The 22,531-nt window shown below is 54.8% G+C and carries 19 protein-coding genes; 3 read left to right on the top strand and 16 right to left on the bottom strand.

Translation table 11 applies throughout. The annotated features are described in order from the left end of the window. Positions 1-5: 5 nt before the first annotated feature. Genes BKP64_RS05820 through torT form a run of 5 tightly spaced genes read right to left on the bottom strand, consistent with a single transcriptional unit; the run spans position 6 to position 4,686 of the window. A complete protein-coding gene (locus tag BKP64_RS05820) occupies positions 6-245 on the bottom strand; it encodes an acetyl-CoA carboxylase (RefSeq protein WP_070967200.1) in 240 nt (79 codons plus the stop codon). A gap of 44 nt (positions 246-289) precedes the next feature. Further along, positions 290-1,009 carry a 5-oxoprolinase subunit PxpA gene (pxpA, locus tag BKP64_RS05825; RefSeq protein WP_070967203.1) on the bottom strand — a complete coding sequence of 240 codons (720 nt, stop codon included), beginning with the start codon at positions 1,007-1,009 and terminating at the stop codon, positions 290-292. A 12-nt stretch (positions 1,010-1,021) separates the two neighbouring features. Beyond that, positions 1,022-2,056: an ABC transporter permease gene (locus BKP64_RS05830; RefSeq protein WP_070967206.1), complete on the bottom strand. Its 1,035-nt coding sequence runs from the start codon at positions 2,054-2,056 to the stop codon at positions 1,022-1,024. After that, positions 2,056-3,609, bottom strand: coding sequence for a sugar ABC transporter ATP-binding protein (locus BKP64_RS05835; RefSeq protein ID WP_070967208.1), 1,554 nt, complete (start codon positions 3,607-3,609; stop codon positions 2,056-2,058). Before BKP64_RS05835 ends, BKP64_RS05830 begins: the two co-directional genes overlap by 1 nt. 3 nt (positions 3,610-3,612) lie before the next feature. Continuing rightward, positions 3,613-4,686 carry a TMAO reductase system periplasmic protein TorT gene (torT, locus tag BKP64_RS05840; protein WP_070967211.1) on the bottom strand — a complete coding sequence of 358 codons (1,074 nt, stop codon included), beginning with the start codon at positions 4,684-4,686 and terminating at the stop codon, positions 3,613-3,615. A gap of 329 nt (positions 4,687-5,015) precedes the next feature. Between torT and BKP64_RS05845 the strand changes: the two genes are divergently transcribed. Then, entirely contained in the window at positions 5,016-5,927 is a 912-nt protein-coding gene (locus BKP64_RS05845; RefSeq protein ID WP_070967214.1) for a LysR family transcriptional regulator, read from the top strand. A 182-nt stretch (positions 5,928-6,109) separates the two neighbouring features. Here the strand turns inward: BKP64_RS05845 and BKP64_RS05850 are convergent, their stop codons facing one another. The 5 genes from BKP64_RS05850 to BKP64_RS05870 form a co-directional block, all read right to left on the bottom strand. Beyond that, positions 6,110-7,825, bottom strand: coding sequence for a protein adenylyltransferase SelO (locus tag BKP64_RS05850; RefSeq protein ID WP_070967216.1), 1,716 nt, complete (start codon positions 7,823-7,825; stop codon positions 6,110-6,112). 73 nt (positions 7,826-7,898) lie between these two features. After that, positions 7,899-9,566, bottom strand: a complete 1,668-nt coding sequence (locus BKP64_RS05855) for a methyl-accepting chemotaxis protein (RefSeq protein WP_070967220.1) — start codon at positions 9,564-9,566, stop codon at positions 7,899-7,901. A 148-nt stretch (positions 9,567-9,714) separates the two neighbouring features. After that, a complete protein-coding gene (locus tag BKP64_RS05860) occupies positions 9,715-10,707 on the bottom strand; it encodes an XdhC family protein (protein WP_070973576.1) in 993 nt (330 codons plus the stop codon). 495 nt (positions 10,708-11,202) lie between these two features. Beyond that, on the bottom strand, positions 11,203-12,939 hold the full coding sequence (locus BKP64_RS05865; RefSeq protein ID WP_070967223.1) for an isocitrate/isopropylmalate family dehydrogenase: 1,737 nt from the start codon (positions 12,937-12,939) through the stop codon (positions 11,203-11,205). 29 nt (positions 12,940-12,968) lie between these two features. Then, positions 12,969-14,438 (bottom strand): malate:quinone oxidoreductase, encoded by a 1,470-nt coding sequence (locus BKP64_RS05870; protein ID WP_070967226.1) that lies wholly within the window; start codon positions 14,436-14,438, stop codon positions 12,969-12,971. A 392-nt stretch (positions 14,439-14,830) separates the two neighbouring features. Here BKP64_RS05870 and BKP64_RS05875 point away from each other — a divergent pair, with 392 nt between their 5' ends. Together BKP64_RS05875 and BKP64_RS19285 are read left to right on the top strand one after the other, a co-directional pair. Then, positions 14,831-15,118 carry a hypothetical protein gene (locus tag BKP64_RS05875; protein ID WP_070967229.1) on the top strand — a complete coding sequence of 96 codons (288 nt, stop codon included), beginning with the start codon at positions 14,831-14,833 and terminating at the stop codon, positions 15,116-15,118. Positions 15,119-15,267: 149 nt separating this feature from the next. Then, positions 15,268-15,510 (top strand): hypothetical protein, encoded by a 243-nt coding sequence (locus BKP64_RS19285; RefSeq protein WP_157755406.1) that lies wholly within the window; start codon positions 15,268-15,270, stop codon positions 15,508-15,510. Positions 15,511-15,571: 61 nt separating this feature from the next. Here the strand turns inward: BKP64_RS19285 and BKP64_RS05880 are convergent, their stop codons facing one another. The 6 genes from BKP64_RS05880 to BKP64_RS05905 form a co-directional block, all read right to left on the bottom strand. Further along, positions 15,572-16,087, bottom strand: coding sequence for a hypothetical protein (locus tag BKP64_RS05880; protein WP_227515514.1), 516 nt, complete (start codon positions 16,085-16,087; stop codon positions 15,572-15,574). Then, positions 16,075-17,208, bottom strand: a complete 1,134-nt coding sequence (locus BKP64_RS05885; RefSeq protein ID WP_070967232.1) for a hypothetical protein — start codon at positions 17,206-17,208, stop codon at positions 16,075-16,077. Before BKP64_RS05885 ends, BKP64_RS05880 begins: the two co-directional genes overlap by 13 nt. Then, entirely contained in the window at positions 17,201-19,711 is a 2,511-nt protein-coding gene (locus BKP64_RS05890; RefSeq protein WP_070967235.1) for an FtsX-like permease family protein, read from the bottom strand. Before BKP64_RS05890 ends, BKP64_RS05885 begins: the two co-directional genes overlap by 8 nt. Next, complete coding sequence (locus tag BKP64_RS05895) at positions 19,708-20,394, bottom strand: ABC transporter ATP-binding protein (protein WP_070967237.1); 687 nt, start codon at positions 20,392-20,394, stop codon at positions 19,708-19,710. The genes BKP64_RS05890 and BKP64_RS05895 overlap by 4 nt, the downstream gene beginning before the upstream one ends. A gap of 9 nt (positions 20,395-20,403) precedes the next feature. Further along, positions 20,404-21,165: an outer membrane lipoprotein-sorting protein gene (locus BKP64_RS05900; RefSeq protein ID WP_070967240.1), complete on the bottom strand. Its 762-nt coding sequence runs from the start codon at positions 21,163-21,165 to the stop codon at positions 20,404-20,406. 73 nt (positions 21,166-21,238) lie between these two features. Continuing rightward, positions 21,239-22,309, bottom strand: a complete 1,071-nt coding sequence (locus tag BKP64_RS05905; protein ID WP_070967243.1) for a YncE family protein — start codon at positions 22,307-22,309, stop codon at positions 21,239-21,241. Between the last annotated feature and the right edge of the window lie 222 nt (positions 22,310-22,531).

The following is a 22,531-nucleotide window of genomic DNA, read 5'->3' on the forward strand; positions in this document are numbered from 1 at the left end:
TGACCTCAGTTCAGCTCGGCAATAACCTGCCCTGCCATAACGGGCTCACCGTCACTGACCGGAAAGTCTGCAATCGTTCCGTCAGCATCCGCTTTCACTTCATGGAAGGTTTTCATGACCTCGACAAGACCGATGGTTTCGCCTTTGGTGACGGTATCGCCAACTTCGCGGTAGGCGGCCTGGTCCGGTGCCGGTTTACGGTAGAACGTTCCCGGGATGGGTGATTTTACTTCGTGCTTAGACATCGGTAATGACTCCTGGTTGTTGTTTTGATGCTGTCTCAGGCTGTTTAAAGCTGATTAATTGCTTCACTGACCGCCTTCGCGATATCAACGGCATTGGGTGTATCAGAGTGGACACAAACGGTTCCGGCGCGCACAGGCAGTGACTTGCCGTTGACGCTATCCACTTTGCCGTTGCGCATAGCCTCGAGAACGCGCGATGCCGCATATCCGGGGTCGACCTCGCTGTGCGACCGCGTAATGATCAGATTTCCGTTATCATCATATTCCAGATCGGCATAAAACTCTGCCAGGAAGGGGATTCCTCTTTCCTTGTAAACCTTTTCGTGCTGGGTGCCAGCCAGTCCAAGCACGGGCACACCATAGACTTCGGCGGCATCGGCGACCGCATCGGCAATGTGCTCCATCCGCGCTGCCATGCCATAGAGTGCGCCGTGTGGTTTCAGGTGGGACAGGGCGACACCGCTGGCATCGAGAAAGCCCTTCAGTGCACCGATCTGGTAGAGGATGATATTGGCCATTTCCTCACGGCCAATCTTCATTTCGCGCCGGCCGAATCCGGCCAGATCGGGGAGTGAGAAATGTGCGCCAATTTTTACATTATTCTTACGCGCCAGCTCTACGGTGTTACGCATGTGGTTAGGGTCGGAGCCATGGAAACCGCAGGCTATGTTTGCCTGGGTGATGTACGGCATCATACCTTCGTCGTCACCCATCTTGTACAGGCCGAAGCTTTCGCCCATATCACAATTCATATCTACACGCATCGTTTGTTCTCCTTAATTCTTGAGAGAGGCAACGTAGCGAAGCCTGATCTGGTCCGCGATAACCGCGAGTATCAACAGAGTGCCAAGCACTACGGTTTGTAAGTAGGATTCGATTTGCGCCAGGTTCATCCCGTTCTGAATCAGGCCGATGAACAGTGCACCGAGTACGACGCTCTCAAGGCGCCCTACTCCACCTCGCAGACTGACTCCAGCGATGACGCAGGCGGCAATTGATTCCAACGGCATCGAAGCACCAATGTTGGCCTCACCGGTATCAATCCGCGCCGTCAAAAGCATACCGGCGACGGCTGCGAAGAAGGCACTCAGCACATAGGTGAAGAACAGCGTGCCTTTGGTGTTGATACCTGACAGTGATGCCGCTTTCAGATTGCCGCCGACCGCATAGAAATACCGGCCCTGCGGCGTACGGTAGAGGAACACATACAGTGCGACTGCCAGCAATACAGCGACGAAGACCGGTGCGGGAATACCGAGCAGGGATCCATAGCCAAAGGTGTCACTGAAGGCCCGTGGCATGCCGTAAACAGGCACACCACCGGTCAGGTAAAGTGCAATACCGAAACCAACCGATGCCATGCCGAGCGACACCATGAAAGGAGACACATTGAAGAAGGCGACGCCCGCACCGTTGACGACACCAATCATGACGCCTGCCAGAATGCCGGCCAAACAGCCAACGGCGATGGCCAACCAGACCATGTCGGGAGCCATCGAGAAGATGGTGGCCATCACCAACGCCCCGACCACTGAGCTCAGTGCCAGGGCCGTGCCAACCGACAGGTCAAAGCCCCCGGTGAGCAGGGCCATCATCTGGCCAAGTGCAACAATCATGAGGTAGACCGATTGGCGAAGCACGTTCATCAGGTTTTGCAACGTGAGGAAGTTCTCCGACAACAGCGTAAACACAACCATCGCGATGAACAGGAGAAACGGCAGAATGCCGAGCTTGACGAACACACGCTTGGTTAAGTTCGTAATGCCGCCAATAGCCGGCGCGCTCGGCGCAGTATTAGATTGCTCAGCCATTAGCAGGCCTCCTTTTCGAAGAAATGGGCAAGCACCTTCTCCTCTGTGAGTTGGTCGGCCTGCAGTTCGGCCTGAGTCCGTCCGTGGTAAAAAACGTAGGCGCGGGTAGTAAGATGAAGTATTTCAGGTAAGTCGGACGAGATAAGAACGATGGCCACGCCGTTGCGTGCGAGCTCAACAATAAACTCATAAATTGAAGCGCGTGTGCCAACATCCACGCCGACTGTTGGTTCGTCGAAAACGATCAAGTCATACTTGCGGGTCAGGGCACGGGCGAGCATCACCTTTTGTTGGTTACCACCGGAAAAGTGTTCGACCGTGCGTTCAATTTGCGGCGGCGACAGATTGAGCCGTGTTGTGAGTGCTTCGACCGCCTTTTTTTCGCCACCACGATTGATAAAAATACCTTTTGAGAATGGCTCGATATCGAGTGACGCGAGCGCAACATTCTCGCGCACCGATCGTGTCATCATCAGGCCCTCATGGTGCCTATCTGCAGGTAAATAGAGGAAACCGTCGCGTATATTGCGTTTTGGCGTGTGGCCAGTGATACCATGTCCGTTCAGTGTGACGCTCCCGCTGCGGATCGTCGTTGCACCGAAGCAGGCCTGCATCAGTTCCGATTTTCCCGATCCAACCAGGCCGGCCATCCCGACAATTTCGCCAGCCCGTACGGTCATGGATGCGTCGACCACTGCGCCGTCGTGCGTCGTGACATTCCTGGCCTCGAGAACCACATCGCCTGGTGCATCCAGATTCAGCTCCGGAAAAATGGCACCAACTACACGACCCGTCATAAGCTGCACGAGATCATCCTCCGTCGCTTCCGCCGCATTGACAGTGTCAATGTAGCGGCCGTCGCGAAGGACAGTGATCCGGTCGCCAATACGACGAATTTCAGCCATCCGGTGAGTAATGTAGATGACACCAACACCCCGTTCCTTTAAGCCACCAATCAATTCGAATAACTGGTCAGTCTCATGCGTGGTGAGTGAGGCCGTAGGTTCATCGAGAATCAAAACCTGAAGTTCGGAACGAAATGCCTTGGCAATCTCGACCATCTGTTGCTCTGCACGGGTCAGATCATCGACAAGTTGGTCGGGTCTCAGTGCGAAACCAAGCTCATCAAGTGTCTCCTTTGCCTCGCGGCTGGCGCGAGCGCGGTCGAGCAATCCGGCGCGCCTGGGCTCGGCACCAAGAAACAGGTTCTCCTCCACAGTCATCTGAGGGATCAATGAAAATTCCTGGAAAACCGCCGAAATTCCCAGGGAGCGAGCGTCGTGAACCGAAGTCAATGTCACCGGCTTTCCTTTATAGGTGATTTGACCTGTGCTCGGCTGGTTCGCACCAGCCAGTATGGAAATCAGGGTTGACTTTCCTGCACCATTCTCACCGAACAGCACGTGAACTTCACCGGCAAGCAGCTCGAAATCCACCCCATCAAGCGCCCGGACGCCAGGATAGTCCTTGGTAATAGCCTGCGTCTGGAGGAGAGGGGGCCGGGTTGCCCCCGCCTCCTCACAACCCTGCTGTTTGTTGTTTGAATTCAACATGACTTATTTAACCGAGAAGACTGGGCGGAAGCCGTCCGGTGCCAGGGTTGAAGCCGGGTCGAACTTGTCGTAGTTTTCCTGCGTTACCACATATAGCTTAGGGCCAACGTGTTTCAGATAATCCTTGCCTTCGAGAATACGCACGGCCTGGTCGACAGCGATACGACCCTGGATAACGGTAGAGTCAGTTGGTGCAGCGAGGATCTGGCCACGCGAAATACCTCGATCAACACCCGGAGCATAATAATAGGAGACGACCTTAACTTTATCCGTCAGACCGCGTGAACGCAGGATTGGAATGGCCGCTTCTGCTGTGACCGCAGTGCCGACAATGTAGTCAAGATCCGGGTAGGTCTGGAGGGTATCCTCGACGAGCCTCGCCTGGGCTTCCTTACCGGTGTCGCCGTATTTCGTTTCTACCATCTCGATCGCCGAATCCTCTACTGCGCCCAGAAATCCGGCATTACCTGCTTCGACCCAGCCGGCACCGGCGGGACCCGGGAACCAGGCTACTTTTGCGGACTCACCACCGGCAGGATGCAGGTCGGCCAGGAATTCACCGGCCTTGGCACCCATTTCGCCAAAGGATACTAGCGACTTGGCTGAGAGCTTATCGGACGACATTCCGTTGATGACGTCGATGACCGGGATACCTTTATCACTGATCTCCGCGACCAAGTTGTTAAGCCCATCATAGGCGATGGCACCGATGATAACGGCATCAGCACCTGCTGAAACGCAATCCTCAATCTGCGAAATCTGAGTGTTGAGGTTGGTGTAGCCACCTGCGTCAGTCACAGTGGCTGCCACACCTACTCGTTTGGCTTCTTCGGTGATGCCGTAGTCTACGCCAAGCCAATAGGCATCCTTCATATGCGGGAAAGAAACGCAGAGATTCCATTTCTGGGCGGCTTTCTCGACTGGCACGTAATCCGCCTTGCTGCGCGGGCTATCCATGTTGAACGCCGGAGTCCAGACTTCGACGGGATAGGGATACCAATCTTCGGCCATTGCGCTGCTGGATAGTGCAAATACCATCGCCACGGTCGCAGTCGACGCGCTGAGAGTTCTTTTCATTATTGTTTCTCCTGATGTGAAGGGATCTGTGCTGCCCAACGCCAGTCCCTTTGGACCGGCGTTAAAATAAGCATAAAATGCGACCGTAAATTTGTATAATACGATTTCCGGCAGCCTATTATCTGATAAACTGATATCCCGATTACTATTGGGTCGAGGCAAACTTCGACATGCCAAAGTCGCCACAATGGCACTAGGATGTGTTTAAGGGCGTGGAATTAAGGGGAAACTGAAAGGGTAAAGCGACTGCACCGGCGAGGTCGAAATCGTCCTCAGTGCAATCCGGTATTATTTTTCACTCTGTTTAATCAATAGTTCTTATAAAAAATATGAATATACCTACAATTCGTCAGATCCGTTACTTCATTGCCGTTGCGAATTTGGGGCAGATTTCACGGGCAGCCCTGGAACTTAATGTCTCCCAATCTGCAGTGACGACGGCTGTAAAACAACTCGAGGAAATTGTCGGAACCCCTCTGCTCGCACGACATGCTGGTGGTGTGGCACTGACCTACGAGGGCAATATCTTTTTCGATCATTCCCGACGAATAATGGCTGTAATGGAAGAGGCAGTCAGGTCGCCGCGCCGCTTACGTCATGACGTAAAGGGCACTCTTCGTTTGGCAATGACCTACACTGTTGCTGGCTACTATATCCCAACTTATATCGAGCGGTTCCTTCGCGTCTTCCCCGGTGTGGACCTGCAGTTAACCGAATCTTCGCGAGCTGCAATCGAAGACGGGCTTGCTTCGGGAATGTTTGATCTCGCAGTGATGCTGACATCTAATATCGTCGATCAGGAAGGAATATCCTATGAAACACTGCTGCAATCACGTCGCAGACTGTGGCTGTCGGCGAACCACCCCCTTCTCGAATTACCATCGATCTCCCTGGCCGATGTTGCTGCCCAGCCCTACATCATGCTGACAGTCGACGAAGCCAGTAACACAGCGCAGCGCTACTGGAATCGAACGAACTATCGCCCACATACAACTTTCCGCACGAGTTCAGTTGAAGCCGTGCGCTCAATGGTTGCCAGCGGCATGGGAGTCACGATCCTGTCTGACATGATCTATCGGCCATGGTCGCTCGACGGGCGCCGCGTCGAAGTCACCTCCCTGGCCGACCGGATACCAACAATGGATGTGGGTCTCGCCTGGGCCACCAATGTTGAGCAAAATACGGCCGTTTCCGCTTTCCGTGAATTTATGCATGTTGGTGAAGAGCCTGACGTACAGTGAACGGATCATCGAAGATATTTACATGTGCATGCTTTGGTGCGAAAACTACCAACTGAGAATCAAGCACGCGTTTGCCTACAAAAACCATTGCCTCCTATTCATTAATCTGGCCGGCGAATTTAGTACTTTCTGTGGTCGTCCATTGTGGCGGTTCTGTTGGTGACAGTGACATCGGCTGCCCGTCACGACGAGCAGCTATAGTGCGACGATCCACCAACTTCAAACAACTCCATCGGCTTCGGCCTGTAGTATTTCTTCTCTACGTCCTCCGATTGCTCGGCGTATGGCTGCGTCATCACGTCTTGCAGTTCTCGCAGTAAAGCGTAATTACCCGCTGCCGCTTGCTGATAAGCAGGCACAACAAACCACTCCCTCAAACTGAACTTCGGATTGATAAGCTTCATCTGGCTGGAAAGCTCCTCACGCGTGCCTGGTCGAGTGAGCGAATTCCAATTTGTGAGCCACGCTGACCAGCGCTTGTCTATGCCTTCGGGGTCTGCAGCATAGGCCGGGCCTTTGTAGAAGCTTTTCTTGAGTGGCTCAATGTCATCTGGCAACGACGAGAGTTCCCGGAAGAAAATGGTGTAATCAACAGGCGTTTGCATCATCAGCGTTGCCAGCTCGCGGAACAAGGCCGCGTCAAAAGCGTCAAGTCCAAGCTTTGCAGCCCACATCTTCTCCATTTGCGCTTGCATCACCTTTGGGAAATCACTTTGAATCTCCTCCAGCTGCCGCAGACAGTCTGGATGCCCTGCCAACAAAGTCCGAACCGCCGAACAAAACGAATGGAAGTTGCGTTCGGCCGCTGCTGGTTGGTTGAGGAACGCGAAGTGATGCCCGCCACCCGTCCATGGTTGGTACTGCGGATCAAACACATCGCAGAATCCGAATGGTCCATAGTCGAGCGTGAAGCCGCCCGCCGCACAGTTGTCGCTGTTGAAGTTACCCTGGCAGTAGCCAACGCGGATCCAGTTCGCAACAAGCGACGTCAGTCGACAGCGGAACTCACGCGCAAGCAACACGACTTTTTCGGCAGTGGCCAGTGACTGGTCGATAACGTCACCGTACTCACGGTCGATCAGGTGCAACACGATCTTCTCAAGCTCCTCCATCGCCTGCGGGCGTTCCTGCTTGCGGGCACGACGACTAAAGAGCTCGAGCTGCCCTACCCGTATGAACGACGGTGCAACACGCGTCGAGATGGCAACTGGCTCGTATATGAGCACATCTGGATCTATTGAGCGTGAGCCCTCCGAATACCATGGACGCCTGACTTTCTCGGTTTTCGACACGTACAGACTCAAAGACCTTGACGTGGGCACACCGAGGGCGTGCATGTGCTCCTGTGCCAGGAACTCCCGAACACTGGACCGCAGAACGGCCCGGCCGTCCGCGCCGCGGCAGTAGGGTGTGCGCCCTGCCCCTTTCAACTGCATTTCCCAGCGCTGCCCGTTGATGACTGCCTCGAACACCGAAATCGCGCGGCCGTCGCCGTAGCCATTGCCGGTCTGGAACGGGCACTGCTGGTAGAATTCGGTGCCGTAGATAGAAAGTGCGTAGCCACACGCCCACCCGACGTTGCGCAGAGGCTCCGGAACACGCGACAAGTCTCCGGAGAACATGCGGACGAAGTCACTGGATTGCGCCATGCTGTCGGCGAAACCCAGTTCGTGAAAAAGATCTTTCCCATGCGCGACGTATTCGGGGTTTTCGAGTGGCGTGGGACTGACCGGAACATAGTGGCCCGAGAATACCTGTCGTGGCGAGTGGTCAGCTCCGTTTGCTTTCCCCTCGGGATCGCAGTTGAGCGTGTCCATGAGTGAATAGTCTGCCAACGTTGCGAGATCGTCGAGGGTCACGACCGTTGTAGGCGTTTCCCGGTGACGTCGCGGTATCATAGGGGCTCCTTCTATAAACTATGCCGTAAGTTAGATCATTTTACCCTTTATCAGCGCTTGGTAGCTGGCGGTTTCAGGAGGTTCGGAATCGGCTTACCAATCCTGACAGCGATTTTGAATTGTCGAGCAGAGTATCTGCCGAGACAGCCGTTTCTCTGCCCTTCTCGCTGGTTTCTTTCGATTTGTCTGCAATGGTTACCAGCCGTTCTGTGATGTCCTCACAAACACTGGTCTGTTCTTCCGAAGCGGAAGCAATCTGCTCGTTCATTTGGGTTATTTCACCAATCGAACTGACGATACGGTTGATGGCATCGACTACTTCGGTGTTTTTCGTTAATGCCTTGCTACTGCGGTCGTTTGATTGCCGGATCGAATCAACCGCAGACTTCGCCTTTTTATCAAGCGTAGCGATCATCTCGGCGATTTCGTCCGTACTTCTCTGGGTTTTCTGAGCGAGGCCTCTGACTTCATCGGCAACTACTGCAAACCCGCGACCATGCTCCCCTGCTCGGGCGGCTTCGATCGCAGCGTTCAGAGCTAACAGATTTGTCTGTTCTGCAACACTGTTGATCACTTCTACAACCTTGTTGATGCTTCCGACCCCCTGGCCCAACTCTTCAACCTCATAAGCCGCAGCGGCAATGTCATTAGCCAGCGCGTTCATTTCAGCGGCAGCGTCAGAAACCGTCTGTTTCGCAGTGGCGGTTTCTTTTTCTGCATCTGTAGCTGCGGATGCGGCAGTAGAGGCATTTGAGGAAATTTCGTTAGCAGCGGAGGTCATTTCGGTGACGGCCGTAGCCACCTGGTCTGTTTCTGCATCCTGTTCATTCACCAGATCGGCCATTTTACCTGCATGGCCAACAATGCTTTCCGAATTCTCATGGGTCCGCTCTGCGTTGGACTTAACGTCCGTGATCAGGCCCCCAAGCAGTTCAAGGAATCGATTGAAATTATCGGCAAGCTGACCAAGCTCGAATTTATCGTTAACTTTAATCCGAGCGGTCAGATCAGCATCACCTTCAGAGAGGTCCGCAACGGATTTGGAGATTGTCGCAATCGGTGAGCTGATTGTCCGGCTAATCAAAATGCCCACCAGTACGGAGCCGATCACTGCAATGATGGCTATGGACATAAAAATGATTTGTGAGCTTTCGAGCTCGGATTCGCCGGCTTCTGCCAGTACGCCAAGGACAGCGTTAACGTCATCAAAATAAAACCCCGTCCCAAGCACTACATCCCACTTATCAAGGTGAATGCTGTATGAGGACTTAGGCGAAGCCTCGGATTCACCAGGCTTGGGAAACCAATAGGTGTAGTACCCGTCGCCGTTTACCGCGCTTTTTACGATTCCCCGGACCAGGTAATTTCCCTTTTGGTCCTGTAAGTCCCAGAAGTTCTCGCCGAATCCTTTGTCGGATTGGCCAAGTACAACGCGGTCGCCGGTCTCTGTGTAGCCAAAGATGTAGCCGCTTTCACCGTATTTCAGGTTTTTCAGGATTGGCAGGGCCTCTTCCAGGTCGCCACCGTTCTCATAAATGTGGGCAATGGAACTGTATGTCATTTCCATCAGCTGTTTCAGCTCGCTGCGCTTCAAGTCAGTGACGTCTGCGCCAACCGATTCCATCTGCTTATCAACAAGGTCGCGGGTCTGGTATCCAAAGGTGAAATACAGGATGACCCCCAAAGACAAAACAGGCAGCAAAGCGAGCAACAGCAACCTGCTGCGGATTGAAATCGGCATAATTGTACCTCAGCGTATGCCGAGTCCATGGCATGAGTATGTTTGATGAAATGATGAAATTATTTGCACATCATGACAATTTGATGCGTGTAGCGCACCTTTTTTTGGAGGCGGTTAGGGAGGTCGCCGAGGCAAAGAGGCCTTACATTCATAGATCAACCAGTTCGCGGCCACGCCTCACGCGAACGATATCGGCCATGATCGCCAGTGCAATTTCTGCAGGGGTCTTGCTGCCCAGTTGAAGTCCGATAGGCATGTGAATGCGGTTAATCTCTTCCTGGCTGAGTCCGCCAGTGCGGCTCAGTCGCTCCGCACGGGCCTGCGACGTTTTCATCGAACCCATGACGCCGATGTAGCTTGCGGGGGTTTTTACCGCCGCCATCATCGCAAGATCATCAATTTTCGGATCGTGGGTTGTGGCGACCACGGCAGTGGCATCCGTGCACGCGCCCTGAGCGCTTATATAAAGTGAGGGTAAAACCGGCTCGAACTGAACCCCATCCGGTAGCTGCAGGTTGGCAGTGACCTCATCTCGTGGATCGCAGATAACCACTTGATAGCCAAGACTCACCGCGAAACTGGCGCAAGCCTCTGCGACGGTTGAGTAGCCTGCAAGGATGAGTTTGGATATCGCACCTACACGAATGGAAACAGTTTCTTCAGACTGGTCTATTGCCACTCGTGGCCCTATGGACTGAGCGATTTCAAGCCATTTCATACCATCGGTGAGTCTTACCATGCGAGCAAGCGTTCTTTGGCTGGACACCATGGCCTCAACCAACTGCCCGCAGTGGGCTCTGTTCTCCTCAGTGGCTGCCATTCGCTCAACCAGCACTTCGAGAACGCCACCGCACGGCAGTCGAATCCGGGGGTTTGCCGGTGCCTCTTCCGGGCCGCCATAGCGCACTGTAACTGCCGGCAACTCATAGTCTCCGGCAGTCAGGCGTTCGAGAAAGTCTTCCTCAACACACCCCCCGGACAGGGACCCGACGTGGCCCCCATCTGTCGTGGCGACCATGAGTGACCCTGGTTCGCGGGGCGAGGAACCGAATGTTGACAGGACGGTGCATAACCAAACCGTCCTGCCCTCCTCCAGCCATTGAGCAGCCTGCGTTAAGACTTGATAGTCCAGGTTTTGCATGATCATCCACTTAATTGCTCACGACCCCTCGAAGCCTAAGTGTTGGAGACCACTACCGCAACGCCATCGAGGAGGTTGATTGGCGGAGTACCAAACATGCTACCTCCCCCCATTCCCAACTCAGCCGGGCATACAAATCCCAATCATCCTGATCCGGCGTAATATCGGCCAAGGCCTTGGCGTAGGTCATCGTCACCCCAATTCCTTTTACGCCACTCCAGCCGAGGCCAACTCCTGCCACTCTCGGTGTTTGCGAGGGGTTTTTGGATCGAACGGTGCCTATGTCACAGAAAACAAATGGATCAAGGGCACCACTCAGCGCATTAAGCCCGCTGTAATGGGCCTCGACGGTGGCCTGAATGCCATAGTCACCGCTGATCAGCCCGGGCGCATAGTCATGAACGGACGTCGGCCCGCCAGGATGATCATGACGAAGAAAAGGGTTAGAAAGCGGCTTGGCAATCGTTTCTCTATGGCCAACCCGGCTGACACTTTTTATAGAAGCGCCTTTTCGACTGCCTCAAGAAAACCAACCATATCAACCACCTGCTCCGAATCCGGATCGACGGTTTTGCCCTTGAGATCCGCCGTGACAATGCCACGGTCGACTGTCTCGGTCAGCGCTGCCTTCAGATGGACAGCATATTGGCTCAGGGGCTCGTTGCCCTCACGTTCGCCCAGGGTTTCCAGAGCGTTGGCCAGCGCGAAGATCAGCGCCGAAGGATTGAAATGGGCGACCCGGCCGTCGCTCTCCAGATACTTCAGATACAGATCATGAGCGGTGCCATGAGGCGCTTCGAACAGCATGGTGCCGTCCTTGCTCTCGATGATCGAACTGGCGGTCGCAAGGCTGCCGCCGAGCGCTGCTGAAATGTCCGAGAAGATATCGCCGTCCAGATTCTGGGACGGATACAAAGCGTTTCGGGGTGGGTCTGTAATCATCTTCTTGAGCTGGCTCGAAGGCCGCATGATCATGAACGATGGCGGCGGCGTGTGCTCGCTGGCCAGCTCCCTGCGCACTTCGGTAATGACATCGCTGTAGACTTCGTCGTACTCCATGTACTCGCGTTTGAGACCAAAATACACCTCTTTGTCCTTGCGCGAGGCATCCCGGAATACCTGCAGCACCCAGTCCTTGATGGCTTCCCGGTCATTGGACATGAGCAGCATGGGATCGCCTTTCTTGACCCGGCGGGCATGTTTCTCGTCACCGTCGACGATGACCTTGAGAATGCCATCCTCCTGGGCTGCCATATTGAAGCTGCCGTACTGGTCGCCGCCACCGGCACTCATGCGTGAGATGGACACATGGGCACCCCGGCTCGGAATACCGAACTCACGAAGCTGATTCACCAGCTTGAGCAGTTTGCGCCCGGTGGTGTTATCAGGCACACCCCAGAGTGCCCGCTCCGGCGGGTTGGAGACAATGCGCGCCGCCTGGGCGTCAATCAGCTCGTAGAAATACTTTAGCCCCAGATCCTCGATCTGCTTTTGATAGTCGCTGTGATAGATGTCCTCGATCACCGAACGCATAGCGCCATCGTATCCGGGGATCACGGTATCTTTCAGCCCGAGATACACGTCCCGTTTTTCCACGATGGCACGCTGGAAGAAACGGTGGGCCCAGGCTTTAACGTCCTCAATGTCGTTAGTCGCCAGCAGCCAGGGATCGCCCTTGCGGATCTCACGGCGGTGGAGCTCCACCGGGTCCCCGCTGCTCCCCACGAACATCAGTTTGACCACGCCGGTTGCCAGGGACAGCTGGTTGAAGCTGTCCTTGATGCCACCGAATTCCATGGTATCCACCTCAATATCGCGCCCTACCCACTCCGGGCGGCGGATATTGAGGTTGCGGAACTGGATGTCCTCCCGGGTGATGTTGCCGCTGATGCCCTTTCGTATCGCGCCGTTGGGGGACTTGGTGGCCAATGGGTTCAGGTTGTTGCCATCCACATCCGGATGCTTCTGGAGAAGCTCCTCCAACTGTTGGCGGTTAACGGTCATGCCGGCGTTTTTCACACCGACACCATGGCGCTGAAGTGCGTCGATGGCATCAATGACGACCTGGCCATTGGTCAGCAGCCGGTTTTCTGCAGACAGGTCGATTTCTTCCAGCTGAATATCGAGGCGAGAGCTTACAAACTTCCGGAGGATGTGTTCAAACGCAACCTGTGCCATCTCGTCTCCGTGAAGAATAACCAGAGGCGACGTTACTTTGATGCTGCTGTCCATGACTCTCTCCCTGCAGTTCGGTGGCCTGATCAGTCTTGTTGGTCCGCGGACCGGGTTATTCCCAAGCGCTTGTTGACGGAATCGCGGATCTCCCGGTAACGCTCCGGGTTCTTGGCGAGGGTATCCAGATCGTCCTCGGGGAAGATCTCTTTTTTCTTCTTGCCCGCTTCCTCAGTAGTAAAAATAGACGGCAGAAGCTGTTCCAGGCAACGCAGCATGACTTCCGGTGACACCGACGCCCCCGGCGATGCGCCCAGCAACGTGCCATAGGTCTTGTCACTTGACACCAGGATCTCGGTACCCATTTGCAGATCCCCATCCCGGATGATCTGTACCCGCTGGCCAGCCTCGACCGGTTTCCAGTTGAACTTTTTACTCATACCCGGGGCGAAGCTGTCCAGTTCCTCGAACATGCTCGTTTCACCTTTGAAGGTTTCTGACACCAGGTATTTGACCAGGGGGAAATGCTCCAGCGCGACATTCAGCAAACCCGGGATATCATGCAGGCGCATCGCTCGCAGGTAATCCAGAAATCCCCGGCCTCTTTCAAGGACCGGCTTGAACGAGGCGAACGGACCGAACAGAAGGTAATACTTTCCGTTCGCGACCCGTAAATCCAGGTGCGGAACGGACATCGGCGGTGCGCCCACCTTTGCTTTACCGTAGGTTTTGGCGCGGTATTGCTCGGCCTGTTCGGCGCTGATCGGTGCTTGCAGGAAGCGTCCACCCACAGGAAAGCCGGTGAACCGTTTCGCAAAAGGCAAGTGGCTCTTTTTCAGGATCGGGAATGCACCGCCACCGGCACCTACAAACAGCACGTCCGCCTTGTACCGTCTCGCAACTCCCCCGTTTTCCGTTTCGACAAGCCAGCTGCCGGAGGGGCTTCGATGCACGCGTTTTACATGCGTGCCGTATTCGATTTTCACTCCCAGGTCATTCACCGCATACTCGGCCATCTGTTCCGTCAGAGCGCCGAAATTAACGTCTGTACCTGTTTCGATTACCGTCGCCGCCATTTTTTCCTGGCGGGGACGCTCCTCCATGGTGTAGGGGATCCAGCTCTTGATTTCATCGAAATCTTCCGAGTAACTCATTTGCTCGAAAAAGTGATGAGCGGACATTTCCTTAAAGCGTAACCGGAGCTCTTCAATCGCAGGCTCGGACACAATGGTGCAGTGCTTGGTTTGGTTGATGAATGACTTGGGATCTTTGATGGCGCCCTTCTGGACCAGATAAGACCAGAACTGTTTGGCGACATTGAACTGGGAATGAATCTTGAGGGCTTTCTCGACGGAGATGACCTCTTCATCCACTGGGGTATAGTTCAGCTCACAGTTCGCCTCATGCCCCGTGCCAGCGTTGTTGAATACCCAGGAGTTCCCTGCCCCGGCACTGTCCAGTCTTTCCAGAATGGTGATATTCAACTCGGGCGCCAGTTCTTTCGCCAGGGTGGCAAAAGTGGTTCCCATAATCCCCGCGCCGATGATAACTACGTCCATAACTTTTCCTATCAGAATCAGTTTCCAGAAATTATTTCCAAAAAGTCTTATGCCTTGACGGTACCACGCTTCCCGCAAACACTGAAAACCCATCAGAAAATATGCCACGTCAGGTCCCGAGCGGTCAGCGGTGATGGCACTAGCTTGCCACTGCAAACTGTCAAAAAAAGTTTCCACTTTTAATTAAAGTAAAGCGCAGGCTCATAAAACTACCCGTTTTATATGGCGAACATTGAACCCTAATTTGCATGTCAGCCTGTTTCAGGATTTCCATTCGATACCTAGTTTGTCATTTTTAATAGCCGGGCATTGCATTATTTTAATGACAAATTCAGGGTAAATTCAGGGGCGAGTGATTTAATTCAATAGCCAATCAATAACGAGGTGAAAATATGAAACGTTTATTTATAGTTACAGCAGCAATTTTTATTTCAACTTCGGTGCTCGCCGGCAACATGTCAGAATCTGAGAACATGAACGTTAGGCGTGCAGAAATGAAGAATAAACAGTCTATTGAAAAGATCCTTCAAAATGAAGATATGCAACGTTTGCACCGAGATATGACGGTGTACGGGATGTCCGAGGTAGGAATGGAGGCTCGCCTAAAAATGATCAGTACCAACGAGGGCCGCGCGTATCACAAGGCTCTGCAAAAGACGCAAAAAAACACCGCAGGATAATACCTGCGGCAAAGCTAACTCGTGGAGACGCAGGCACCGATTGGCTCCAATTTTGAGCAGTCGGCACCGTGATCAGGAGTGATTAAACCATACAAACCTGAAACAGAGCTGAATCAAAGATCCAGCTCATAGTAAGAAAGGATGACATTATGAAGAAAGTAATTATCGCTGCAGCAATCATAGCTTTATTTCCAGCCATAGCCACTGCCAATTCGGGCTTGGCAGATCGCATTAATGAAGCAAGCAGTTATCCAAACAAATCTGTCAACACGAATAGCGCGGAAATAACGATAATAAAAGACAAGGAGGTAACAAATACATATGGAAAAACACGGAAAGAAGCAAAAAGCAAACGAGCCAGCCAAAAAAGACCAGATCATGCTCATTCCTGATAATATTCCAAAATAATAAATTCAAACAAATAGCCGACCAAATAATATTAAAGATGGCCGGCTATTTATTACATTCCGAAAGGTGAGGATTCATTTCCCTCAAGGCGAGCCATCCAAGGATCATCCATTTGACAACCACCACCGCTACCAGGGGCAAGAATACCCATTGGGCAAGGGGGAGTATCCCGGTTCCCGTCCAAGAAAAAATGGGCATCAGTTCGCTGTAGCCCCACCGCTGACCTTCCCCCGTTGCCCAATACTCTAATATGATGGTTACCATCAGCCCGGCCGCAAGGTAGGCCGACAGGTTCATCCGGCTCCAGCCGCTCATTGCCCAAAACCAGTCCCTACAAATCAGGGCGGCAATCGCGTATGCCCCAATCGCGATGTTGGCATCTCCAAAGGTTGCGCGGGTGCATAGCCAAACCACATCCCAGTGAGGGGCACCAGTCATATCGGCGAAAAACGGCACCTGCACCATCTCCCAGAAAAAGTGCAGAAAGAAACTGACACCCCAAATCATTAGCGCAAGCACAATTACGGCTCGCGGCCGATGGGCAACTTTCAGAAGAACCACTGCACCTCCATCAGTCCTACAGGCTCAAACCTTCCATATTCACTGTCGTCGTCACCACCAAACCACTGAGCTCCGGCTGTCAGATAGATTTCCGGCTCAAGCGGAAGTGTCCAGGTTGAACGAGGGTAAAATACCCAGCTCGCATCATCGGAATTGCGGATCGCAACCACACGATACTGCCAGAATGCACTGATATCCTGCCACGCCAACAGCCCGGCGTAATGGCGACCTGAATATACCGGTTGTGTCGGAAGCAGTCTTGCGAGATCAACCCCCGCCTGCGGTTCAGGCTGACCGTTGTAGAAATACTCCACTGCCAGGTTAAACCCGCCGGGAAATGCCCAGTTGAGATCCACGACACCCTGCCAGTAATGGTTGCCAGCATCCGGATTGCTCCAGACGAATTCCGTACGCCAGCCTGTGTCGGCCACTGATCCGCTACCGCTGAGGCCGGCCTTGGCTACATCAGCGAACTCCCCCACCATCAGGGCGATATCGATGCCGATAAGATAACGCTTTATTCGCGCCGCCTTGCTGCTATCAGCGTAACGGTGCTGCGGCGCGTAGACCGCGCTGATTCGGCCCAGCGCGCCCCACGGCCTGTCCCAGAGCAGCGCGTCGACGCCAATCCGCTCGTCGGGTTCCAGGCTGGTAGGCGTGACAGGGTTGAGGATGTCCGTCGGGTTCCAGATGAGTGCCGTGGACCAATTCACCTGCTGGCGTCCCAGGCGCAAGTCACCCACCGGTGAACGCCACTGCAATGTGCCCCGATAAAGCTGATGGCGAGCCACGAGGTCCCGGGAATCGTACACGTTGCCCTGCAGATCCCAGTAACGTGGATCTGCAGAGTTCCTGAGCAGGGCAAATTCCGGACTGTCCAGAAAACTTCCCGTGATCCATTCAAGGTCATAAGCTGCGTCCAGCCGCCAGGCCCCGTATCGATAGCGGGGTTCCAGCCGAAGCCGGCTGAGGTTTGAAAAATAGTAATTTTCGTCGATCGGAGAGCGCGAACCGACACTCAGATTTTTGAGTGAGCCGGAATGACTGAAGTCTGCCCAGGCATTGGGAGTCAGCATGATACCCGCCACCGCGGAGACAAGCAGGCAAGCTTTCCTAACCACGATGAATAGCCTCCACCGGGTCGAGTCGAGAGGCACGCCGAGCGGGATACAATGCCACCAGAACCGAACATGCGAAGAGCAGCAGACAGGGCAGCCATACATGGTCAAGGATCAGCACCGGATAAATCCGGTCAGTAATGCCCGGAATGGTTTCCATGGAACGGCGAATGGCGGACAGGTCAATGCCGGTCTTATTGAACCAGTAGACAATCAGGCCGCCCACGATGGCGCCAGCACCCATACCCAGCAGCGCAAGGAAGAAGGCCTCAAACAGAATGGTCAATAGCAACTGGCGGCCCCTGGTGCCCAGCGCCAACATGACACCCAGCTCCCGGGTGCGCTCCATGACCGACATGACCATGGTATTCATCACGCCGATCGCAACGACAACAAACACCACCGAAAGGATCAGGTAGAAATCGACCCGGGTCATTTCCACCATCTGAACCACCACCGGGAGCAGGGTTTCCCAGTCCTGGGCCACGAGGCCGCCGGCGGGCAGGGATTGGCTCAGAGACTGCGCCAGAGCAGAACTCCCGGCACGATCTGAAAGCCGCAACGCAATCCGAGAGGCCTGGTCCTCGCCCAGGCCTCCCAGTGTTCGGGCGCCGTCGATGTCGATAAACCCATACTCGCTATCAAACAGATCACTACCGGTATTATAGATACCCAGAATAGGCTCGGCGGCTGAAGAAAGGTCACCGTTCGCCTGTTGTACGGTAATGACCAGCTTGTCGCCCACCCGGGCATCCAGCTCCTCGGCCAATTTCCGCCCGATAACAATGCCATTCGCGCCCGGCTCAACGTATTCGCCTTGTTCCATATAACCGGCAAGCCTGGTGACCGCCCTCTCCTGCTCGGGCTCAATCCCCACCAGTTCCACCGGCAGGCTTTTTCCCGGGCTCGCCACCATGGCGCGCAATGCCACCCGCGGCGCGGCGGCCTCGACGTCAGGCCTTGCCTGCAATCGCTGCACTAATTCGGAACTCCCGGAAATACGCAACGCCGGCGACAGGTCGACAGTATGCCCCGTCTCCATTACCTGCACATGCCCGCTGAGTTGCTGCGTTGAGTTCTGGATCATCTGCTCGAAAAAGCCGTCAGCGAAGGCATAAAGAAATAAATAGGCCGCCAGCCCGAACGCTGTTGCTGATGCTGTGATGACTGATCGTCGCGGGTTTCGGAAGACTGAGCGAAGGGCCATCTGAGCAAAGATAAGAAGACGATGATCGGAGGTCACCTGCCAGTGAATTCGCCGGATGCGATTGGTTAAAGTCCGGTGTAGACCCATCGCTTCCAATGGACTGTTGCGACCCGCCGCCCAGGCCGGGAGAGCCGCCGCCAGCAGGGCGACCGACACGACGGTTACGCCGATTACCGCCAGGCGCTCAGGTATGATGGTGGGATACACGATGCCGCTGAGTCCCGGCATGGTATCCATAGCCTTGATATAGGCCGTGAAGTCCAGCCCGTGTGTACCGAAATAGCCGGTCAGTGATAAGCCGAGGACCAGCCCCACAAGGTATCCGAAAGAGGCCAGGATAATGGTTTCGAGCAGTACCAGCCTGATGATGTGACTGCCGGGCGTCCCCAGCGCCATCATGACACCAAACTCCCGGCCGCGCTCCAGTACCGACATCAGGATGGTGTTAACGATGCCGGCAGCCACCACCACAAACACCACAAATACCACGATGTAGGTGACGGCATCGTGAAACGCGACCATCTGCACCAATGATGGCATCAACTGCGGCCAGCCGAGAACCTCCACATCCCGCCCCCCCCGAAGTTCATTCTGCACCGCATCAACCACCTGTTCGAGCTGGCCGGCATCCCCCACCCGTGCCGCAATCTCGGTAATTCGGCCCTGAAAAGCATACAGGTCCTGGGCCGAGGCCAGCGGTATCTGCGCCACAAAACCATCAATCCGTTTGATGCCGGTTTCGAACGTCCCCACCATATCGAACCGGTCTGCACCAATCGAACCATCCGCGGCCTGGACCACCAAAACCAGCTCGTCGCCCGGCGCCGCTCCCAAGGCAGCAGCGGCGTCCACGCCAACAAGGATCTCATTGCCCCCTTCGAGGTAACGGCCACGGACAATCGACTGATCAAGGCGCGTGACCTTAGGCTCCTGCGTGGGATCAACCCCCATAACCTGCACTGTTCGCGACTGGTCGGCGCGACTGGCCAGGGCGTGTCCGGTGATCCGCGGGCTTGTGGCCTCCACTCCGGCTACCGCTGACATTTCTGGCGTCAGGTTCCAGCGCTCGACAAGGGCAATGTTCATCTCCCGGTCGTCGTGAAAGCCCCGCTGATGGACTTTCAGATCCCCCGTGACATAACCGGTCATATTGTTGATCATCTGGGTATTGATGCCATCAATGAATGCCCAGAGAAACACCAGCCCCCCCACTCCAACCGCCACGGATATCAGCGTGATCACCGTTCGTCGACGATTCGCCCGGAGGTTTCCCAGGGCGAGTCGTACCCACGCATTCACTGCCGCCGCTCCTCACGCTCGATACGACCATCCTTGAGATGAATCACCCTCCGGGCCCGCTCCATCACCATCGGGTCGTGCGTGGAGAACACGAAGGTAATGCCGTGCTCGGCATTGAGTTTGCGCATCAGGTCCAACAGGGCCGCTCCGGTCGTCGAATCGAGGTTGGCGGTGGGTTCATCTGCCAGAACAATCGCGGGTTTGCTGACAATTGCCCGGGCCACGGCAACACGCTGTTGCTGGCCACCCGAGAGTTCGTGGGGCAAGCGCTGCTCCATCCCGTGCAGGCCGACCTCCGCGAGAATACTCCGGGTCTCGGCACGTCGCTCCCGAAACGGAACACCCCGAAGCATCAGCACATACTCAACGTTCTCCTGGGCCGACAGCACACCAATGAGGTTGTACTCCTGAAACACAAATCCGATTTTCCACAACCGTAGGGTGGTTCGTTTCTTTCGGCTCAGCCCGGTGATCTCCTCACCCGCGACCTGAATACGCCCGGCATCCGGTTCGTCCAGTGCCCCGATCTGATTCAACAACGTTGTCTTGCCCGAACCCGAGGGACCCACGAGGGTTATGAATTCCCCCGCCTCGATGGAAACCGAAACGTTATCCAGTGCCTTGACGGCAATGGCATCCTGGCGATAGATACGGGACGCATTCTCCACATTCACAATGCTCATTCCGGAGCCTCACTGAGGGTTTCGCAGGCGACGCAGCGAAAAAATCTCGTCGTCCAGGGGCAGGTCGTATTCGATGGACTGGACCGTGATGATCGTTCGGGATTCCGCATTATCTGCGTCAACCATCGTCCACCGCGTTGGAATCCGGCGCCCTCCCATGGATTGAACCCGGTCATAGGTCATGCGCTTTACCACCTGTTCCCGCGCACCGTAATAGGCAACCGACACCGGGATAGCATCTGCCCGAACCCGGAATTCCAGGCGGCTCCAGACCACCGCCGCTTCCGGCCGGGGCGTCGAAACGATCCGATAAACAGGCACCTCGCCGGACTCATCGGTCGCTACCAGTTCGTGGGTGTAGTCATCGACGAAGGAGCTTTCCTTCACCAGATCGTCGTTGCTGAAATTCGAGCCCATCCAGGGCTGCAGCATCATCGATGGCGGGATCTTGATGGTGCGATCAACCTTGGGAAGGTAGTTCCACATGGCATCGCCGATTCGAAGCGACCCGATGCCGGCTTCCTTTTTGGGCGCATGGATTCTAACCAGGGTGTGTTCCGGCCGGTCCATCCAGGCTTCCAGCTCCAGGGTACGGGTCCAGTACTCCGATTCGATACGCATGGTGAACCGACCGTGGTTGCTATCCGACCACAGGGTGTCTTCCATCCCGGCCACCAGCTGTTCGGCATTGAGTGGTTGCGCCAGCACCTGAAATGAATGCGTTGCCAGCATTGCAAGTACTGCAATAATAGAAAGCGGTTTTGTGTCCATACGCCCCCCAACGCCCCTAAGTCGTCCATATCTTATTTTTCTAGCATGTATCAGTTACTCCCAGGTCAAGAAATTATTGCGCCTCAATCGATATCTGATGACCTATCCCATCCAGCGAGACCTCATCAACAATGGTGAGAGACGCCGGATCAAGGACCCAGAGCTTTGCCTCGGCACGACTGGTGACCAGTATTCGGCCATCGATCGGAGAGACGGTCAGGTGGTAGGGAGCCGGTTTTAACTGAACGCTTTTTCGTGAATTGGAGTCCAGCTCTACGCGAACGATTTCTTCGTCGCCCTGACTTGTTGCCAGGAGAGCCCCGCCATCGGTGGTCAGGCCTAGGCCATGCGGCGCTTCCCCAATTTCATATCGGGCAATGACAGCTCCGTCGGAAAGCTTGAGAGCAACCGCTTCACCAGACGCGGCGTCATTGATGTAAAGATGATCGCCATCGGAGGCGAGCGCCATGTGCTCCGGTCCCCCGCCTATGCGCACGTTGCGCTTCACGAACCAGTTTTTGGTATCCACCTCACTGATCGTGCCATTCCCGGTATTACTGACGAATAACGTCTGGCCATCCGCTGTCGTCGCCAGGTAGTTGGGAGAAGGACCGGTGGCGATAACTTCAACGATCTTCCCGGATTCCAGATTAACAACACTGATACCGCCACCCATCGGGTGTGTTGAAACCGCGTAACGGCCGTCCTGTGTCACCAGAACATGATGCACTGGCCCCGGTACCTCAAGTACCCGGACAATGGTGTTCGTACCGGTATCCACAACATAGAGCCGCCCCGTCCCGGATGATGCCGACGCTGCGGTGCTGCCGCCCCCGTGATGGGCCGCATGATCCTCCGCTGTAACGCCTTCCGGACGTTTGGGCGCGTCCTGATTGTCATGGGCAGTCAAGCTTCCTACAACAAGGTACCGGCCACCCGGAGTCAGCGCAGATCCATGGGTATTGACCGTACCGGAGACCGTCGACGTCAATCGGTTGGTTTCCAGATCCATTACGCCGACAGCGTCGGCGGTACCCATGGGGATGAAGGCAAGACTCCCGGCCGCCGACACCGATACGGCCAAACTCATCAAAATCACGGCGGTCAGTCCCGAAAACCAAGCCTTGTGTGAGGGGAACTTCATAAGATCACCTTTTGATCAGAGGACAGAAAAAAATGAATCAACCTGAGTTCACCATGCCAAGCTGAAACAGAACTGAAATCCCCGCCCAAAAGATATATCCGTTTGACCTCAATCAAATCGCTGATCATCGGTCAGAAACAATGGCTCCATTGCTTGACGTATGATCAGCTCAAAGGTTTTAAACTGTTATCACTTGCTCGGCTTTGCCGTTGTGTAGCCATT

Origin of the sequence: Marinobacter salinus, assembly GCF_001854125.1 — a bacterium.
Classification (GTDB): Bacteria; Pseudomonadota; Gammaproteobacteria; order Pseudomonadales; family Oleiphilaceae; genus Marinobacter; species Marinobacter salinus.

Excerpts from the sequence above, each read along its gene's own strand:
- BKP64_RS05820 (WP_070967200.1), bottom strand. The coding sequence starts at position 245 with ATGTCTAAGCACGAAGTAAAATCACCCATCCCGGGAACGTTCTACCGT.
- pxpA (WP_070967203.1), bottom strand. The coding sequence starts at position 1,009 with ATGCGTGTAGATATGAATTGTGATATGGGCGAAAGCTTCGGCCTGTAC.
- BKP64_RS05830 (WP_070967206.1), bottom strand. The coding sequence starts at position 2,056 with ATGGCTGAGCAATCTAATACTGCGCCGAGCGCGCCGGCTATTGGCGGC.
- BKP64_RS05835 (WP_070967208.1), bottom strand. The coding sequence starts at position 3,609 with ATGTTGAATTCAAACAACAAACAGCAGGGTTGTGAGGAGGCGGGGGCA.
- torT (WP_070967211.1), bottom strand. The coding sequence starts at position 4,686 with ATGAAAAGAACTCTCAGCGCGTCGACTGCGACCGTGGCGATGGTATTT.
- BKP64_RS05845 (WP_070967214.1), top strand. The coding sequence starts at position 5,016 with ATGAATATACCTACAATTCGTCAGATCCGTTACTTCATTGCCGTTGCG.
- BKP64_RS05850 (WP_070967216.1), bottom strand. The coding sequence starts at position 7,825 with ATGATACCGCGACGTCACCGGGAAACGCCTACAACGGTCGTGACCCTC.
- BKP64_RS05855 (WP_070967220.1), bottom strand. The coding sequence starts at position 9,566 with ATGCCGATTTCAATCCGCAGCAGGTTGCTGTTGCTCGCTTTGCTGCCT.
- BKP64_RS05860 (WP_070973576.1), bottom strand. The coding sequence starts at position 10,707 with ATGCAAAACCTGGACTATCAAGTCTTAACGCAGGCTGCTCAATGGCTG.
- BKP64_RS05865 (WP_070967223.1), bottom strand. The coding sequence starts at position 12,939 with ATGGACAGCAGCATCAAAGTAACGTCGCCTCTGGTTATTCTTCACGGA.
- BKP64_RS05870 (WP_070967226.1), bottom strand. The coding sequence starts at position 14,438 with ATGGACGTAGTTATCATCGGCGCGGGGATTATGGGAACCACTTTTGCC.
- BKP64_RS05875 (WP_070967229.1), top strand. The coding sequence starts at position 14,831 with ATGAAACGTTTATTTATAGTTACAGCAGCAATTTTTATTTCAACTTCG.
- BKP64_RS19285 (WP_157755406.1), top strand. The coding sequence starts at position 15,268 with ATGAAGAAAGTAATTATCGCTGCAGCAATCATAGCTTTATTTCCAGCC.
- BKP64_RS05895 (WP_070967237.1), bottom strand. The coding sequence starts at position 20,394 with ATGAGCATTGTGAATGTGGAGAATGCGTCCCGTATCTATCGCCAGGAT.
- BKP64_RS05900 (WP_070967240.1), bottom strand. The coding sequence starts at position 21,165 with ATGGACACAAAACCGCTTTCTATTATTGCAGTACTTGCAATGCTGGCA.
- BKP64_RS05905 (WP_070967243.1), bottom strand. The coding sequence starts at position 22,309 with ATGAAGTTCCCCTCACACAAGGCTTGGTTTTCGGGACTGACCGCCGTG.